Genomic DNA, 16442 nt, shown 5'->3' with positions numbered 1-16442 from the left:
ACGACTCTCAGTGACTTAAACCCTGGTCAGGGGTCACTCGGTCGTGCTGAAGACGGGGGATACTAACCCAACGCGAACAATTTTCACCGCCAGCTGGGCAGCCACAGTTGCTGTTGCCACATCTCCGGCGTGATCGGGTTGCCGTTCAAGATCGGCCACAGCCACACGAAGTTCGCCACCACGATGCCCACGTACAGCGCGACGACCAGCAGACCGGTGCCACGCCGTTCGGAGCCCGCTGTCCTGCGGCCCAGGATCTCGCCCAGCGCCAGCACGATCAGCAGCACCAGGAACGGCGCCATCGGTGTGACGTAGAAGAAGTACATCTGCCGGTCGAGGTTGAGGAACCACGGCAGCAGGCCCGCCGCGTAGCCGACCAGGACGCCGGCGTAACGCCAGTCCATCCGGCCGATGGTGCGGAAGATCGCCCAGCCGATCACCGGGAACGCGAGCCACCACATCGCGGGCGTGCCGATGAGCATGATCGCGCCGAGGCACGACGCCGCGCCGCAGCCCGTGACGGAGTTGTCGTAGTAGTAGAGCATCGGACGCAGGCCCATCGGCCACGTCCACGGCTTCGACTCCCACGGGTGCCGGTTGGTCTCCGAGGTGACCAGTTCGACGTGGAACTTGTAGACGTTCTTCGCGTTGTACCAAAGCGACTGCAGGACGTCGGGGATGTACGAGATGTCCTTGACCTTGCCGCCGACCACGTGCCGGTCGATGCCGGTCTCGCTGGCCATCCACGGGAACCACGTCGCGACGTAGACCAGCACCGGGACGGCGACCAGGCCGCCCAGCGACGGCAGCACGTCCTTGGCCAGCGCGCCCAGCCACGGCTCCTCGACGCCTGCGGCCCGTCGTGCCAGCGCGCTCCAGACGACGGTCAGCAGGCCGAACGCGGCGATGTACCAGATGCCCGACCACTTGATGCCGCACGCGGCGCCGAGCATCACGCCCGCACCGAAGCGCCACCAGCGGAAGCCGATCCACGGGCCGAACGCCGAGTTGTTGATGAAGCCCTCGCGCACGGCCACGGCCAGACGTTCGCGCATCTGTTCGCGGTCGACCACCAGACAGCCGAACGCCGCGACGACGAACAACGCCAGGAAGATGTCGAGCATGCCCATCCGCGACTGGACGTGCGAGACGCCGTCCGCGATGAGCAGGACTCCGGCGAGCGCGCCCAGCAGGTCCGAACGGGTCAGGCGGCGGGCGATCCGGACGATCAGCAGGATCGTGATCGCACCCGCGAGCGCCGAGGCGAACCGCCAGCCGATGCCGTCGTAGCCGAAGAGCTCCTGGCCGATCGCCATCAGCTGCTTCGCGAGCGGCGGGTGGACGATCAGCTCGTAGCCGGGGTTGTCCTCGTAGCCGCCGTTGCGCAGCACCTGCGCCGTCTGCGGCACGTAGTGCTTCTCGTCGAAGATCGGCGTGCCCTTGTCCGTCGGATAACCGACGTTCCAGAAGCGCACGACGGCACCGACCAGCGTCACGACGATCGTCATGAGCCATCCGCGCATCCGGTCTCCGGACGGCGGCGGGTCGAGCGTTGCCGCACGATCCGTGCGCGGCTCCTCGACGACGACGGGCGCCACTCCTGGCTGCACGAGGACTGTCACGCCGCCGATCGTAGGGTGAAGCTTGTGAGTCCTGTATCCGGTTCAGGCCGTCTCGTCCTGGCAGCCACCCCTCTCGGGGACATCCGCGACGCCTCCGCGCGCCTGATCGAGGCTCTGGAGACCGCCGACGTGATCGCCGCCGAGGACACCCGGCGCCTGCACAGCCTCGCGGCCGCGTTGCAGGTCAAGCCGTCCGGCAAGGTGATCAGCTTCTACGACCAGAACGAGATCGGGCGCCTGCCTGGCCTGCTCGAATCGCTGCACAACGGCGCGACAGTGCTGCTCGTGACGGACGCCGGAATGCCGTCCGTGTCCGATCCCGGCTACCGGCTCGTCGCCGCGTGCGTCGAGCAGGACCTGAAGGTCACCTGCCTGCCGGGGCCGTCCGCGGTGACGACGGCGCTCGCCCTGTCCGGCCTGCCGAGCGACCGGTTCGCGTTCGACGGCTTCCCGCCGCGCAAGTCCGGTGAACGCAAGCGCTGGTTCGCACCTTTGGCCACCGAGCAACGCACCGTCGTCTTCTTCGAGGCGCCCCACCGGCTCGCGGACACGCTCGCGGACGCGGTCGAGGTGCTCGGACCGGACCGCCGCGCCGCCGTGTGCCGTGAGCTGACGAAGAAGTACGAAGAGGTCGTGCGCGGTTCTCTTGCCGAACTCGCCGAGTGGGCCGTGGAAGGCGCACGCGGCGAGATCACCGTGGTGCTCGCTCCGGCCCCCGTCCAGGAGACGCCCGACCTCGACACGCTCGTCGCCGAGGTCAAGCAGCGCGTCGCCGACGGGGAACGGATGAAGTCGGCCGCCGCCGAGGTCGCGGAGGCGGCCGGGATCAGCAAGAAGACGCTCTACGACGCGGCGATCAAGTCAAGCTGACTCCTTGTTGAACGTCCGCACGCCGTAGAACACGCCGACCAGCACGAGCGCCGCGACCGCGACGAGGCCGTAGAACATCGAGCCGGGGTTGAAGATCGACCGCTCGGCGTCGACGACGTGCGCGAGCGGGTTGATCCGCGACAGCCAGTAGAGCCACTGCGGGCCGTTCGACATCGGCAGCAGCACGCCGGAGAGCAGCATCAACGGCACGATCGACGCTGACAGCACGGACGCGAAGACGTACTCCAGCTTCACCTTCAACGCGATCGCGTACGACACCGAGCCGATCGCGATGCCCAGCAACGCCACCAGCCCGAGGCCGAGCAGCATCTGCCCGGCCGACGCCCGGAAGCCGAACAGCATCGCGGCCAGCATGATCAGCAGGCTCTGCACGACCAGCAGCACGACGTCCTTGCCGACCCTGCCGACGAGCAGCGCGACCCGGCTGACCGGGGTGACCCGCAGGCGTTCCATCACGCCCGTGCGCACCTCGGGCAGCAGCGAGAAGCCCGCGTAGGCCGTGCCGAACAACGCCATCTGCACCAGCAGGCCCGGCACGAACCACTGCCAGCCCGTGTCGCCGAGCAGCGGTCCGAAGAGGCCCAGGTAGAGCAACGGCTGGGCGATCCCGAACACGACCGCCACGGGATTGCGCAGGACCGGAAGCATCACGCGGGAGAACACGAGCCAGGTGTCACGCAGCATTGGCTTCCTCCCGCAACGAGCGGCCGGTCATGGTCAGGAACACGTCGTCGAGCGTCGGCCGATGGACCTGCACCGAGTGCAGCTCCACGCCGATGTTGTCGAGGTCGCGCAGCAGGCCCGGCAACGCGCGGTCGCCGTTCGGGATGCGGAAGCTGACCTTCTCGCCGTCCACGACCGCGTTCTCGAACTTCGAGGCGACGATCGCGGCCTGCGGTGTGCCGAGCACGACCAGATCGCCGGAGACGCGGTGCTTGAGGTCGTCCGGTGAGCCCTCGCCCACGATCGAGCCGTGGTCGATCACCAGCAGCCGATCGCTCAGGTAGTCCGCCTCGTCCAGGTAGTGCGTGGTCAGGAAGACCGTGACGCCGTCGGCCTTGAGCTGCTTGATGTGGTCCCACAGGTTGCGGCGGCTCTGCGGGTCGAGGGCCGTGGACGGCTCGTCCAGGAACAGCAGCCGCGGGTCGTGCAGCATGCCCATCGCGATGTCGAGCCGGCGCTGCTGGCCGCCCGACAGCGTGACGATGCCGCGCTTCTCCAGGCCTTGTAGATCGAACCGTTCGAGCAGGTCGGCGACCTTCGTGCGGGCGTCGTGCTTGGACAGGCCGTAGAAGCGGGCCTGGAACTCCAGTTCGTCGGCGACCCGCTGGTCGAGGCCTCCGCCGCCCTTCTGGCCGACGTAGCCGATGTTGCGCCGCACGCCCGCGGGGTCTTTCAACAGGTCGTGCCCGGCGATGGTCGCCTCGCCCGCCGTGGGCTGCAACAGCGTGGTGAGCATGCGCAACGTCGTGGACTTGCCTGCGCCGTTCGGGCCGAGGAACCCCACGAGCTCGCCCTCGGCGACGTCGATGTCCACCCCTGCGACCGCGTCCACCGGACCGGTCTTCGTGGTGAATCGGCGCGCGAGGCCGCGTGCCTTGATCATGACTGAATCCCCTCTAGTCAACTTTGACTAGAGGCTAGCGGGAACTAATCAAGTTTGACTAGTCCTTCAGCTCGTACGCACCGGCCTCTAGGCGTTCGATCAGCTCCTGAGTCCAGCGCACCTGGCCTTCGAGATGGACGAGCCACAGTCGAAACAGCTCGCTGACGTGCGCGGGCTTGCCCATCTCCGGCATCGAGGAGATGCCGTGCCGGGTGGGGGTGAGCTGCCCTTCGAGGCCCGCCAGCCGGTTCTTCAGCAGCACGACCGCCTGCCTGCGGGGGACGAGGTTGAGCATCGCCACGCCCGCGGAGACCTCGTCGTTACCGGCGGCGGGGTCGGCCAGCGCGTGGTGGAGCAGGTCCTGCAACTCGTGTTCGCCGGCCGCGGTGATCTTGTAGGTCGTGCGGGCGGGGCCCTCCTCGGACTCCGCCGTGCCGACCGGCTCCAGCAGTCCGTCCTTCGCCAGCGACTTCAGCGCGTGGTAGATCGAACCCGGCTGCACGTTGGCCCAGCTGTCCGCCGACCACGACTTCAGCTCGCGCCGCACCACGTAACCGTGTGCCTCGCCGACGAGCTTCACCACGCCGAGCACCAGCATTCTGGTCGCGGACAAACCGACCTCCCACTCGGTGAAAACACCCTGGCACCGCCTCCGTAGGCTATGTCCATGAGTGCCTCCGTACTGACCGCGGTGGCCTGGCCTTACGCCAATGGCCCCAGGCACATCGGTCACGTCTCCGGTTTCGGTGTCCCGTCCGACGTCTTCTCCCGCTACATGCGAATGTCCGGACACCGGGTGCTCATGGTCAGCGGCACGGACGAGCACGGCACACCCATCCAGGTGCAGGCCGAGAAGGAAGGGCTCACCGCCCGCGAGCTCGCCGACAAGTACAACCGCGTCATCGCCGGTGACCTGCAGGGCCTCGGCCTGTCCTACGACCTCTTCACCCGCACCACCACCGGCAACCACTACCAGGTGGTGCAGGACCTGTTCTCCGCGCTGTGGAAGAACGGTTACGTCGTTCCCAAGACGGAGATGGGCGCCATCAGTCCGTCGACCGGCCGCACGCTGCCCGACCGCTACATCGAGGGCACCTGCCCGATCTGCGGTTACGAGGGCGCGCGCGGCGACCAGTGCGACAACTGCGGCAACCAGCTCGACCCGTCGGAACTGATCAACCCGCGTTCGAAGATCAACGGCGAGACGCCGAAGTTCGTCGAGACCGAGCACCTGTTCCTCGACCTGTCCGCGTTCATCGACTCGCTGGGCAGCTGGATGGGCACGCGGTCGGACTGGCGTCCGAACGTGCTCAAGTTCTCGCAGAACCTGATCAAGGACCTGCGGCCGCGCGCCATCACCCGCGACCTCGACTGGGGTGTGCCGATCCCGCTCGACGGGTGGAGCGACCAGCCGATGAAGCGGTTCTACGTGTGGTTCGACGCGGTGATCGGCTACCTGAGCGCCTCCGTCGAGTGGGCGCGGCGCACGGGGGACCCCGATGCCTGGAAGGAGTTCTGGACGGGCGACGCCCAGAGCTACTACTTCATGGGCAAGGACAACATCGTCTTCCACTCGCTCATCTGGCCGTCGCTGCTGCTCGGGCAGAACGGCGCGGGCGACAAGGGCGGCGAGCCCGGCCGGTTCGGCACGCTGAACCTGCCGACCGAGGTCGTGTCGTCGGAGTACCTGACGATGAGCGGCTCGAAGTTCTCGACCTCGCGCGGCACCGTGATCTACGTCGGCGACTTCCTCAAGGAGTTCGGGCCGGACGCGCTGCGGTACTTCATCTCCGTCGCGGGTCCCGAGAACCAGGACACCGACTTCACCTGGGAGGAGTTCGTCCGCCGGACGAACTTCGAGCTGGCGAACGAGTGGGGCAACCTGGTCAACCGCTCGATCTCGATGGCGCACAAGAACGTCGGCGCGATCCCGAAGGCCACCGCGCTGACGCCCGCCGACCACGAGCTGCTCGCGCAGTCCAAGGCGGCGTTCGACACGGTCGGCGCGCACCTGCGCCGCTCGCGGTTCAAGCAGGCCACCGGTGAGGCCATGCGCGTCATCTCCGCGGCGAACAAGTACCTGTCCGACCAGGAGCCGTGGAAGCTCAAGGACGACCTGGAGCGTCGTGACTCGGTGCTGCACACCGCGTTGCAGGTCGTGCAGGACGCGAACACGCTCATGACGCCGTTCCTGCCGCACTCGGCGCAGAAGGTGCACGAGGCGTTGGGCGGCACGGGCGTGTGGGCCGCACAGCCGGAGATGACCGAGGTCACCGACCTCGACATCCCCGAGCGCTCGTACCCGGTGCTGACCGGTGACTACGCCGGTGAGCAGGCCAAGTGGGAGTCCGTGCCACTGGAGGTCGGCCGGCCGCTGCAGAAGCCGTCGCCGTTGTTCGCGAGGCTGGAGAAGGAACTGGGCGACGAGGGGCCCGAGTGGGCTCCGATCGTCAAGTGACCGCCCTGTGACGGACAAGCGTGAACGACCGCCGGTGCCGGAAGCTCTTCCGGCACCGGTGATCGACGCCCACACCCATCTCGACGCGTGCGGGGCCGTCGACGCCGCCGACGTGGCGGTCCTGCTCGACCGGGCGGAGGCCGCCGGCGTCTCGCACGTGATCACCGTGGCGGACGACCTGAAGGCCGCCCAGTGGGCCGCCGAGGCGTCCACTTGGGACCCGCGGGTCTACGCGGCGGTCGCCGTGCACCCGACGCGCACCTCTTCTTTCGGGGACGAGGAGAAGGCCGAACTGGAGCGGTTGGCAGTCATGCCCCGTGTGGTCGCGATCGGCGAGACCGGTTTGGACTATTACTGGGACTACTCGCCGCCGGCCGCCCAGCACGAGGCCTTTCGTTGGCACATCGACCTTTCCAAGCGCGTCGGGAAGCCGTTGATGATCCACGACAGGGACGCGCACGAGGACATTCTCAAGATCCTCGACTCCGAGGGCGCACCGTCCACAGTGGTGTTCCACTGCTTCTCCGGCGACGCGGACTTCGCCCGCCGGTGCGTCGACGCGGGGTACGTCCTGTCGTTCGCGGGCCCGGTGACGTTCAAGAACGCCCGTGCGCTGCGGGAGGCGGCGGCCCTGGTGCCCCAGGACCAGCTGCTCGTCGAGACGGACGCCCCGTTCCTGACGCCCCATCCGTTCCGGGGCCGCCCAAACGAACCCTATTGTGTGAATTACACAATTCGGGATCTCGCGACGCTGCGTAACGAAGATCTTTCTGAACTCTGCTCCGCCGTCACCCGTACTGCTCAACGAGTGTTCGGGCTTGACCACTGAAATGCGACTTAGAGCGAACGGAGCACAGGGTTCCTCCCTCTATGGGGTGACTGAGGTCACAACATCGGTGGGGGTGTTTGCGCAACGTGCCTCACCCCGTTACTGTCCCGTGACCGTGCCACCTGAACCGACCCAGTCGGTTCGGAGCACGCCCGCAGTCGGGGCGGGACCGAAGCCAGAAGCGCGAAGTAGCGAGACCACGTAGGAGGAGTTGCCGGGAACCTTCGAGCTCCAACTCGAATGATCTTGTCAACGCCAACTGTGCGGTGGCCTCACAGCTTCCGCAATGGAGGTATCGACCCTTGTCTGGTAGCGACAGAGCTGCTGTTCCGTACGACTTCAACGACGACACCGACTGGTTCACGCCGGTCGGCGGCACGGCGGTTGACGTCGCTGATCCCCACCCGAGCTTCCCCGCCGGTGCGCTGACCATCACGCCCGCGGACGTGCTCGACGTGCTCGGCCCGGACGCCGACGACCTGCTCGCCTCGGCGAACGTGGACGTCGACGAGCTGATCCGTCTCATCAACGCCGAGACGACGATCATGCCGCCCCTCGTCCTCCCGTCGGAGGAAGAGGAGCTGCGCGACCCGCAGGTTCTCGTCAAGGCCGCCTCGACGTGGAAGCGCCGCTTCCTCAAGGGCACGGTCGCCGCGGTCCTGGTGTCGATCTCCGGTGGCGGCGTGACCGCGATGGCGATGGACAAGTCGCTGACCGTCGAGGTCGACGGCGCGATGCAGACCGTCCACTCCTACGAGGGCACGGTCGGCGAGGTCCTGGCGGAGGAAGGCATCGTCGTCGGTGAGCACGACGCCCTGTCGCCCTCGCTGAACACCCCGGTCTCCGACGGCGGCAAGATCAGCCTCGACCGCGGCCGCCTGATCAAGATGAGCGTCGACGGCCAGGCCCGCGAGGACTGGGTCCGCTCGGTCACCGTCGAGGAGGCCGCCAAGCAGTTCGGTGTGCCGCTCGAGGGCGCCTGGATGTCCATGCCCGGCTCGCACGACGTGCCGCTGGAAGGCATGAGCGTCGAGGTCAAGACCCGCAAGAACATCAAGCTCTTCGACGGCGCGAACCCGGTCCGCGAGGTCCAGACGACCGCGCTGACCGTCGACGAGCTGCTCAAGGCCGAGAACCTCTCCCTCGGCCCCGAGGACGCCGTCGCGTCCGGCATGGACGTGAAGCTCGCGACCGGCGCCGAGGTCTACATCTCGCGCACCGGCGTCACGGTCATCAACGTGAACGAGCCCGTCGCGCCTCCGGTCGAGAAGACCAACGACCCGAACATGACCGCGGGCCAGCAGACCGTCACCGACCCCGGCACGCCGGGCGAGCAGACGTCGACGTACCGCGTCACGGTGAAGAACGGCAAGGAGATCAGCCGCGAGAAGATCGGCGGCAAGGTCACCAAGGAGCCGAAGCCGAAGAAGATCACGGTCGGCACCAAGCCGCTGCCCGACGGCGCTGTCTGGGACAGCCTCGCCAAGTGCGAAGCCGGCGGCAACTGGGCCATCAACACCGGCAACGGCTACTACGGCGGCCTCCAGTTCTCGGCCAGCACCTGGGCCTCGAACGGCGGCACCGTCTACGCGCAGCTTCCGCACCAGGCGACCCGCGAGCAGCAGATCGCCATCGCGACCAAGCTTCGCGACCGCTCCGGCGGCACGTACGGCGCGTGGCCGGGCTGCCGCGCAAAGCTCGGCCTGCCGTAAACACGCACAACCCTCTCCGTCCCCCTGACTTAGGCCGCCCTGGTTCGCCACGGGCGGTCTTCGTCGTTTCCGGGGGCCGGCTCACGGTCAGGTTGGGCACGCCGAGCGAGGCGGGGTGGAGCGGGGCAGGCAACGGCGGTCGAGGTGCGGATGCGGCTCGAGCAGGTCGACGGCGAGGCCGAGCACCCCTGCCGCCAGCCGCAATGGCGAAGCCGAGGCGTCCCTCCGCGCACAACGGGCAATGGCGAAGCCAAGCCCCCTGCTGCCAGCGGCAAGGGCGAAGCCGAGGCGTGTGAACCAGGACCTGCTGGTGAAGCGGTGGTGAGCCACGCACTCGGCGATTGGGGCTTTACCTTGAGTGGGCGGGATGCTCCCCTCATGGGCACGGCCGGGCGCTTTTCAGCCCGGCCTTTTCCGGCCGTCAAGCATCCCGCCAGAGGCTCAAGGTCAAGCCCCAATCGCTATCGTCGCGAAGCGGCGATGACCGGCACCGGCTCGGTACTGCCCGCCCGGCCACCCTCGCAAGGTGGCCGTCCGCCCGGCAGGTGACCGCCCCGCTGGAACGCGACAAGCCAACGCAAGCCGACCCGCACGGCACCCCACCCACCCGCAAGGTGACCACCTGCCCGACGGACGATCGGCTCCGCCGGAACGCGACATGCCAACACAGGCTCGCGCCCACGGTCCCAGCCCATCCCTCCACCGGCGAGCCTGCGAGAATGCACCGGTGAGCCTGCTGGGACCTGCCGAAGTTCGTCGTCTGGCTGAAGAGCTGGGCATCCGCCCGACCAAGAAGCTCGGCCAGAACTTCGTGCACGACCCGAACACGGTCCGCAAGATCGTCGCCGCCGCCGGGTTGACCGAGGACGACGTGGTCCTTGAGGTCGGCCCCGGCCTGGGCTCCCTGACGCTCGCCCTGCTGCCCGCCGCCAAGCAGGTCGTCGCGGTCGAGATCGACCCGCCACTGGCGCAGCGGCTGCCTCAGACGGTCTCCGAGATGGACCCGGACAACGCGGGAAAGCTGCACGTCGTCCTCAAGGACGCCATGAAAGTCACCCAAGAAGACCTGCCGGTCCTACCGACCGCGATCGTCGCGAACCTCCCGTACAACGTCGCGGTCCCGGTGGTGCTCCACCTCCTGGCCGAACTCCCGAGCCTCCAAAAGGGCCTCGTCATGGTCCAGGCCGAGGTGGCCGACCGGATGGCCGCTAAGCCCGGCAACAAGATCTACGGCGTCCCGAGTGTGAAGCTCGCCTGGTACGCGCAGTCCAAGAAGGCCGGTTCCATCGGCAAGAACGTCTTCTGGCCGGCGCCCAACGTCGACTCGGGCCTGGTGTGGTTCCAGCGTCACGAAAAGCCGTTGTCCACAGTGGATCGGAAGAAGCTCTTCTCGATCGTGGACGCTGCTTTCGCGCAGCGCCGCAAGACGCTGCGAGCCGCCCTCAAGGGCTGGGCCGGCAACCCGGGAAACATTGACGAACTGCTCGCCGAAGCGGGTGTGGATCCCCAGCAGCGGGGCGAGCAGCTGAGCGTGATCGACTTCATCCGGATCGCCGAGGTCTAGGCCGGGGATCCTTCGGCCAACAGTGTGATCTGTCGAACGAATCGGAATCTGGCTTGCGCAACCGAACGTCCGTCCGGTTGACTGCTACTTGCCATCCGGAGCGACTGAGAGACCTGGCTCTACGACGTCGCAGCAACCACCCGCTGGATGCGGGCAGGTGCTAACGCCAGGACCGATGGAGGAGCACCATGGGTACCGTGCGAATGCTGACGCGCCGTCGAGTCATCGACCAGTGCCGTCGCTCGTCTTCTGCATGTCGTCGCCACCTCGTCTAAGGCGCCTTTTCAGAGTCCTTTGACGCGCACTCAGTCATCGAGTGGCGCACACACCTGAGCAGAAACTTCGACCGCGCACGTCCGTCTCAATCGGACAGTGTGCCGTCGCGCGCAGCCGTGGAGCAGACGTGATCACTGTCGAAAACCTCACCAAGTCCTTCCAGGGCGTCAGTGCCCTCAACGGCGTGACCCTCGACGTCGAGGCCGGAACCGTGCTCGGCGTCGTCGGTCCGAGTGGCGCCGGCAAGTCGACGCTCGCCCGGTGCGTCGCGCTGCTGGAGCGTCCCGACTCGGGTGCGATCCGCGTCGACGGCACCGACATCACCAGCCTCGACGGGTCGGCCCTGCGTGCCGCCCGCCGCCAGATCGGCGTTGTGCCGCAAGGGGATTCGCTTCTCCGTCAGCGCACGGCAGCCGGCAACATCGCACTGCCGCTGGAGTCCGCGGGCATCCCCGGACCGCAGCGCCGCACCCGTGTGGGCGAGCTGCTGGACCTCGTCGGACTGACCGACAAGGCCGCCTCCTACCCCGACCAGCTGTCCGGCGGGCAGCGTCAGCGCATCGCCGTGGCACGCGCCCTCGCCGCCAACCCGTCCGTGCTGCTCGCCGACGAGCCGACCAGCGCTCTGGACCCGGAGACCACCGGTTCCGTGCTGACCGTGCTCGACCGTGCGCGCGCCGAGCTGGGTGTGACCGTTCTCGTCGTCACGCACGACATGGGCGTGGTCCGCAAGATCTGCGATGACGTCGCTGTGCTGGAGCAGGGCCGCGTCGTCGAGCACGGCAAGGTTCTGGACCTGGTCAACGACGTCGCGAGCCGCACGAGCAGTGCGCTGCTGCCCGCCGTCGACCTGAACCCGATCAACGAGAGCAGCTACGACCGCGTCGCGGACGTCGTGCTCGTCGGGTTCGCCGCGGTCGGCGCGTTGCTGCCCGAGGCCGCGCACCGGTTCGGCGTCGAGCTGAACATCGTCGGCGGCGGCCTGACGCGTCTGGGCGAGACCCCGGTCGCGCGCTTCCGGCTCGGCCTGAACGGCGAGCGCTCGGACTCCGCTCTGGAGTGGATCGGCGAGGCCGGCGGCTCGGTGCAGAGGTCCCTGAAGGGTCCCCAGGGAGTAGCTGCGTGAGGACTGCAACACCCTGGTCCGATGTTCTGAGCTTTCTTCTCGAAGCCACCGGCGAGACGCTGTACATGGTCGGCGTCTCCACCGTCATCGCCACCGTTTTCGGAGTTCCCGTAGGTGTCTGGCTGCAGCTCACCGCCAAGGGCGGGTTGCGGCCGAGCACCGCGGTGCACAGGATCCTGAGCTTCGTCACCGACCTGGGCCGCTCGATGCCGTTCATCGTGCTGCTCGTCGCGCTCACGTCGGTCACCCGCCTCATCGTCGGCGGCTCCATCGGCAGCACGGCGGTCATCGTGCCGCTGGCCGTGGGAGCGATCCCATTCGTGGGGCGGCTCGTGCAGAACATCCTGTCCGAGGTGCACGTCACCGTGGTCGAGGCCGCGATCACCACCGGCGCCTCGACGTTGAGGATCGTGCGCAGCGTGCTGATCCGCGAGTCGCTGCCCGCGCTGATCAACGCCATCGGCGTCACCGTGATCGCCCTGATCGGGTACTCGGCGATGGCCGGCGTGATCGGTGGCGGCGGCCTCGGCGACCTGGCGATCCGCGAGGGCTACCAGCGCTTCAACGACCGGATCCTGTGGAGCACCGTGGCGTGGCTCGCCGTGCTCACCACCGTGATCCAACTCGGTTTCACCCGTGCCGCCCGTGCGTCCGACCGGCGCCGGCACGCCTCCGTCTGACCCGTAGCAATTTCTCAAAAGGAACGTCATGCGTATTCGTGCTGCCCTGATCGCAGTCGCTTTGACCGGTTTGACTGCTCTGTCCGCTTGCTCGTCGGGTGCCAGTGCGTCCGACACGCTGAAGGTCGGTGTCTCGCCGGTCCCGCACGCCCAGATCCTCAAGTACGTGGCCGACAACCTCGCCGCGTCGAAGGGTCTCAAGATCGAGGTCGTCGAGTTCACCGACTACGTGCAGCCGAACACGGCGCTGGTCGACGGGTCGCTCGACGCCAATTACTTCCAGACCGTCCCGTACCTGGAGACGTTCACGAAGGAGAGCGGCGCCAAGGTCGAGTGGGTCCAGCCGGTCCACGTCGAACCGCTCGGCCTGTACTCGAAGAAGGTCAAGAAGCTCGACGAGCTCGCGAACGGCGCCAAGATCGCGGTGGCCAACGACGCCACCAACGAGGCTCGCGGCCTGAAGCTGCTGGAGGCCAACGGCCTGATCAAGCTCAAGGCCGTGGACCAGCCGACCGTGCGCGACCTCGCGGAGAACCCCAAGAACCTGCAGTTCGTGCCTCTGGAGGCCGCTCAGCTGCCGCGTTCGCTGGAGGACACCGACGCGTCCGTGATCAACGGCAACTACGCCATCGACGCCGGCCTCAAGCCCGCCACCGACTCGCTCGCGCTGGAGAAGGCCGAGGGCAACCCGAACGCGAACGGCCTGGTCACGCGCACCGAGCTCAAGGACGACAAGCGCGTCAAGGACCTGGCGGAGCTCCTCGGATCGCAGCAGGTCAAGGACTACATCAAGCAGACCTTCAACGGTTCGGTCATCCCGGTCTGACGGTGACAGTGACCGGGGGAGGAGTCCGGGACACCAGAACGCCCGTACGCTGACATGGTGCTCGCAGTCGTTCCACCCCCGGTCACAGTTCGCGTCCCGGCCAAGGTCAACCTGCACCTGGCCGTAGGAGACGTGCGCCCGGACGGCTACCACGACCTGGTGACGATCTTCCAGGCGCTGTCGCTGGTCGACGAGGTCACGGTCGCGGTCGCCGACGAGCCAGGAGTCGAGGTGTACGGCGAGGGCGCCGACCAGGTGCCCACCGGAGCCTCGAACCTCGCCTGGCGCGCGGTCCAGCTGCTGGCCACCCACGTCGGCAAGGACCCGGACGACCCCAAGGTCCGCGTCGTCATCCGCAAGGCCATCCCGGTCGCGGGCGGCATGGCGGGCGGCAGCGCGGACGCGGCGGCGGCGCTGGTCGGCCTGTCGTCGTTGTGGCGCCTGGACATCAGCCGCGACGACCTGGCCGAACTGGCAGGGAAGCTCGGCGCGGACGTTCCTTTCGCTCTGTACGGCTCCACTGCTCTGGGCACCGGCCGCGGCGAGCGGATCGTGCCCGTGCTGGGCCGCCACCAGTTCCACTGGGTGCTGGCGTTCGACCGCCGCGGACTGTCCACTCCGGACGTGTTCGACGAGCTGGACCGCCTGCGCACCGAGGGAGACCCGCCGCGCGTCGGCGCGGTCGAAGCAGTGCTGGAGGGCCTGTCCTCCGGCGACCCCCGTCAGCTCGCTCTGCTGCTGGGCAACGACCTCCAGGCCGCGGCCGTCTCGTTGCGCCCGAACCTGCGCCGCACTCTGCGCGCGGGCGTCGACGCGGGCGCGCTGGCCGGCATCGTGTCCGGATCCGGCCCCACGACGGCGTTCCTGTGCGAGGACGGCGACACGGCGGTCCGGGTGGCCGCTGAACTCGCCGGTGCCGGTGTCTGCCGGACGGTGCGGGTGGCGCACGGGCCGGTGCCCGGAGCGCGTGTGATCGCGACTGAAGAGCCCAAGCCCACACCCCCCGAGGTGCACGCGTAGCCGAGGGCTTCGGTCCTGCTGGGTAGCCTGCACCGGGCAGTTTCTTACTAGTCGTGAGGTTTTGATGGCCAACCTGGTCAACCTGGAGTCCGTGTCGAAGTCGTTCGGCGTCCGGCCGCTGCTCGACGGCGTGTCGCTCGGCGTCAACGAGGGCGACCGCATCGGTGTCGTCGGCCTGAACGGCGGTGGCAAGACGACGCTGCTCGAGGTGCTGGCCGGAGTGGAGCCCGCCGACGACGGCCGGGTGTCGCGGTCGCGTGATCTGCGGATGGCCGTCGTGACGCAGCGGACCGAACTGCCGCACGGCTCGACGGTGCGCAACGCGGTGATCGACCCGCTCGGGTTCGACGCCGAGCACGAATGGGCGGCCGACGCCCGCGTTCGGTCCATTTTGGACGGACTCGGGATCACGGCGCTGGGCCTGGACTCCGTGGTCTCCACGATGTCCGGTGGCGAGCGGCGCCGGGTCGTGCTCGCGGCCGCGCTGATCCAGGACCTAGAGCTCCTCGTGCTCGACGAGCCGACGAACCACCTCGACGTCGAGGGCGTGCGGTGGCTCGCGGAGCACCTGCTGGCCCGCAAGTGCGCGCTCGTCGTCGTCACCCACGACCGGTGGTTCCTCGACATCGTCTGCAACCGCACGTGGGAAGTGGTGCTGGGCAAGGTCGAGCAGTACGAGGGCGGCTACGCCGACTGGATCTACGCCCGCGCCGAGCGGACCCGGCTCGCGGGCGTGCTGGAGGAGAAGCGGCAGAACCTGGCGCGCAAGGAGCTCGCCTGGTTGCGCCGCGGCGCGCCCGCGCGGACCTCGAAGCCGCGCTACCGGATCGAGGCCGCCGAGGCACTGATCGCGGACGTGCCGCCGTTGCGGGACAACGTCGAGCTGCTCGCGTTCGCCAAGAAGCGCCTGGGGCGCACGGTGATCGAGCTCGAGGACGTGACACTGTCCATTCCGGACAGGTACCTGGTGCGCGACCTGACGTGGCGCATCGGCCCCGGCGAGCGGATCGGTCTCGTCGGCGTCAACGGCTCCGGCAAGACGACGTTGCTGAAGCTGCTGGCCGGGGAACGGGAAACCGAGACGGGCAAGCGGATCCAGGGCCAGACGGTCAAGATCGCGCACCTCTCGCAGGAGCTGCTCGACCTGAACGGGTCGATGCGCGTGCTGGAGGCGATCGAGGAGGTCGCGCGGCGCGTCGTGCTCGGCAAGTACGAGATGTCGGCCTCGCAGCTGGGCGAGCGGTTCGGTTTCTCGGCGCAGAAGCAGTGGACGCCGGTCTCGGACCTGTCCGGTGGCGAGCGGCGGCGGCTGCAGCTGTGCCGGTTGCTGATGGCGGAGCCGAACGTGCTGCTGCTCGACGAACCGACGAACGACCTGGACATCGACACGTTGCAGCAGCTGGAAGACCTGCTCGACTCGTGGGCAGGCACGCTCGTCGTGATCTCGCACGACCGGTACCTGGTCGAGCGCGTGTGCGACAAGGTCGTGGCGCTGTTCGGTGACGGCGGGCTGACCGATCTGCCCGGCGGCATCGAGGAGTACCTCAAGCGCCGCGACTCGATGCGAGACAGGGAGGCTGCCGCTCCGGCCGCCGGCAAGGCGCCGTCCAACGCCGCCGATCAGCGCGCCGCCCGCAAGGAGCTGGCCCGGCTGGAACGCCGTCTCGAGGTGCTGCACAAGAAGGAAGCGGAGCTGCACACCGCGCTCGCCGACGCCGCGACCGATTCCGGCCGGTTGCTGAAGCTCGACGCCGAACTCCGCGCCGTGCTGGCGGAGGAGTCCGACGTGGAGGCTCAGTGGATGGAGGCGGCCGAGGTCGTCGAGGGCTGAT

14 protein-coding genes and 1 riboswitch are annotated in these 16442 nt (G+C 68.2%); of the genes, 10 read left to right on the top strand and 4 right to left on the bottom strand.

Going from position 1 to position 16442, the window contains the following annotated elements:
• Positions 1-83: 83 nt before the first annotated feature.
• A complete protein-coding gene (locus tag OG205_RS28755) occupies positions 84-1622 on the bottom strand; it encodes a dolichyl-phosphate-mannose--protein mannosyltransferase (RefSeq protein ID WP_330271132.1) in 1539 nt (512 codons plus the stop codon).
• A gap of 24 nt (positions 1623-1646) precedes the next feature.
• On the opposite strand from OG205_RS28755, the gene rsmI reads away from it, so the two are divergent.
• Positions 1647-2492 carry a 16S rRNA (cytidine(1402)-2'-O)-methyltransferase gene (gene rsmI / locus OG205_RS28750; protein ID WP_330271131.1) on the top strand — a complete coding sequence of 282 codons (846 nt, stop codon included), beginning with the start codon at positions 1647-1649 and terminating at the stop codon, positions 2490-2492.
• On the opposite strand, the gene OG205_RS28745 is transcribed toward rsmI, so the two are convergent.
• Genes OG205_RS28745 through OG205_RS28735 form a run of 3 tightly spaced genes read right to left on the bottom strand, consistent with a single transcriptional unit; the run spans position 2484 to position 4732 of the window.
• Complete coding sequence (locus OG205_RS28745) at positions 2484-3197, bottom strand: ABC transporter permease (protein WP_330271130.1); 714 nt, start codon at positions 3195-3197, stop codon at positions 2484-2486. The genes rsmI and OG205_RS28745 overlap by 9 nt on opposite strands.
• Positions 3187-4119, bottom strand: coding sequence for an ATP-binding cassette domain-containing protein (locus OG205_RS28740; RefSeq protein WP_330271129.1), 933 nt, complete (start codon positions 4117-4119; stop codon positions 3187-3189). Before OG205_RS28740 ends, OG205_RS28745 begins: the two co-directional genes overlap by 11 nt.
• 58 nt (positions 4120-4177) lie before the next feature.
• Positions 4178-4732 carry a PadR family transcriptional regulator gene (locus OG205_RS28735; RefSeq protein WP_330271128.1) on the bottom strand — a complete coding sequence of 185 codons (555 nt, stop codon included), beginning with the start codon at positions 4730-4732 and terminating at the stop codon, positions 4178-4180.
• A 54-nt stretch (positions 4733-4786) separates the two neighbouring features.
• Here OG205_RS28735 and metG point away from each other — a divergent pair, with 54 nt between their 5' ends.
• From metG to OG205_RS28690, 9 genes are all read left to right on the top strand, one after another.
• Positions 4787-6577 carry a methionine--tRNA ligase gene (metG, locus tag OG205_RS28730; RefSeq protein WP_330271127.1) on the top strand — a complete coding sequence of 597 codons (1791 nt, stop codon included), beginning with the start codon at positions 4787-4789 and terminating at the stop codon, positions 6575-6577.
• Positions 6578-6584: 7 nt separating this feature from the next.
• A complete protein-coding gene (locus OG205_RS28725) occupies positions 6585-7406 on the top strand; it encodes a TatD family hydrolase (protein ID WP_330271126.1) in 822 nt (273 codons plus the stop codon).
• Positions 7407-7708: 302 nt separating this feature from the next.
• On the top strand, positions 7709-9118 hold the full coding sequence (locus OG205_RS28720; protein ID WP_330271125.1) for a transglycosylase family protein: 1410 nt from the start codon (positions 7709-7711) through the stop codon (positions 9116-9118).
• Between the two features lie 733 nt (positions 9119-9851).
• Complete coding sequence (rsmA, locus tag OG205_RS28715) at positions 9852-10682, top strand: 16S rRNA (adenine(1518)-N(6)/adenine(1519)-N(6))-dimethyltransferase RsmA (protein WP_330278249.1); 831 nt, start codon at positions 9852-9854, stop codon at positions 10680-10682.
• A gap of 88 nt (positions 10683-10770) precedes the next feature.
• Positions 10771-10864: riboswitch (SAM riboswitch) on the top strand.
• A 221-nt stretch (positions 10865-11085) separates the two neighbouring features.
• Complete coding sequence (locus OG205_RS28710; protein ID WP_093606456.1) at positions 11086-12084, top strand: methionine ABC transporter ATP-binding protein; 999 nt, start codon at positions 11086-11088, stop codon at positions 12082-12084.
• Positions 12081-12764, top strand: a complete 684-nt coding sequence (locus OG205_RS28705) for a methionine ABC transporter permease (protein ID WP_330271124.1) — start codon at positions 12081-12083, stop codon at positions 12762-12764. Before OG205_RS28710 ends, OG205_RS28705 begins: the two co-directional genes overlap by 4 nt.
• 28 nt (positions 12765-12792) lie before the next feature.
• Positions 12793-13590: a MetQ/NlpA family ABC transporter substrate-binding protein gene (locus OG205_RS28700; RefSeq protein ID WP_330271123.1), complete on the top strand. Its 798-nt coding sequence runs from the start codon at positions 12793-12795 to the stop codon at positions 13588-13590.
• 57 nt (positions 13591-13647) lie between these two features.
• Positions 13648-14610, top strand: coding sequence for a 4-(cytidine 5'-diphospho)-2-C-methyl-D-erythritol kinase (locus OG205_RS28695; RefSeq protein WP_330271122.1), 963 nt, complete (start codon positions 13648-13650; stop codon positions 14608-14610).
• Positions 14611-14674: 64 nt separating this feature from the next.
• Positions 14675-16441: an ABC-F family ATP-binding cassette domain-containing protein gene (locus OG205_RS28690; RefSeq protein WP_330271121.1), complete on the top strand. Its 1767-nt coding sequence runs from the start codon at positions 14675-14677 to the stop codon at positions 16439-16441.
• Position 16442: the final 1 nt, after the last annotated feature.

This window comes from Lentzea sp. NBC_00516 (assembly GCF_036346835.1).
Lineage (GTDB): Bacteria > Actinomycetota > Actinomycetes > Mycobacteriales > Pseudonocardiaceae > Lentzea > Lentzea sokolovensis.
The sequence above is the reverse complement of the archived record's forward strand: the minus strand, read 5'-3'. Positions and strand labels throughout refer to the sequence as shown.

What these genes read in the sequence shown, in the direction of transcription:
- metG (WP_330271127.1), top strand. Translation starts at nt 4,787, where the DNA reads ATGAGTGCCTCCGTACTGACCGCGGTGGCCTGGCCTTACGCCAATGGC.
- OG205_RS28745 (WP_330271130.1), bottom strand. Translation starts at nt 3,197, where the DNA reads ATGCTGCGTGACACCTGGCTCGTGTTCTCCCGCGTGATGCTTCCGGTC.
- OG205_RS28700 (WP_330271123.1), top strand. Translation starts at nt 12,793, where the DNA reads ATGCGTATTCGTGCTGCCCTGATCGCAGTCGCTTTGACCGGTTTGACT.
- OG205_RS28690 (WP_330271121.1), top strand. Translation starts at nt 14,675, where the DNA reads ATGGCCAACCTGGTCAACCTGGAGTCCGTGTCGAAGTCGTTCGGCGTC.
- OG205_RS28740 (WP_330271129.1), bottom strand. Translation starts at nt 4,119, where the DNA reads ATGATCAAGGCACGCGGCCTCGCGCGCCGATTCACCACGAAGACCGGT.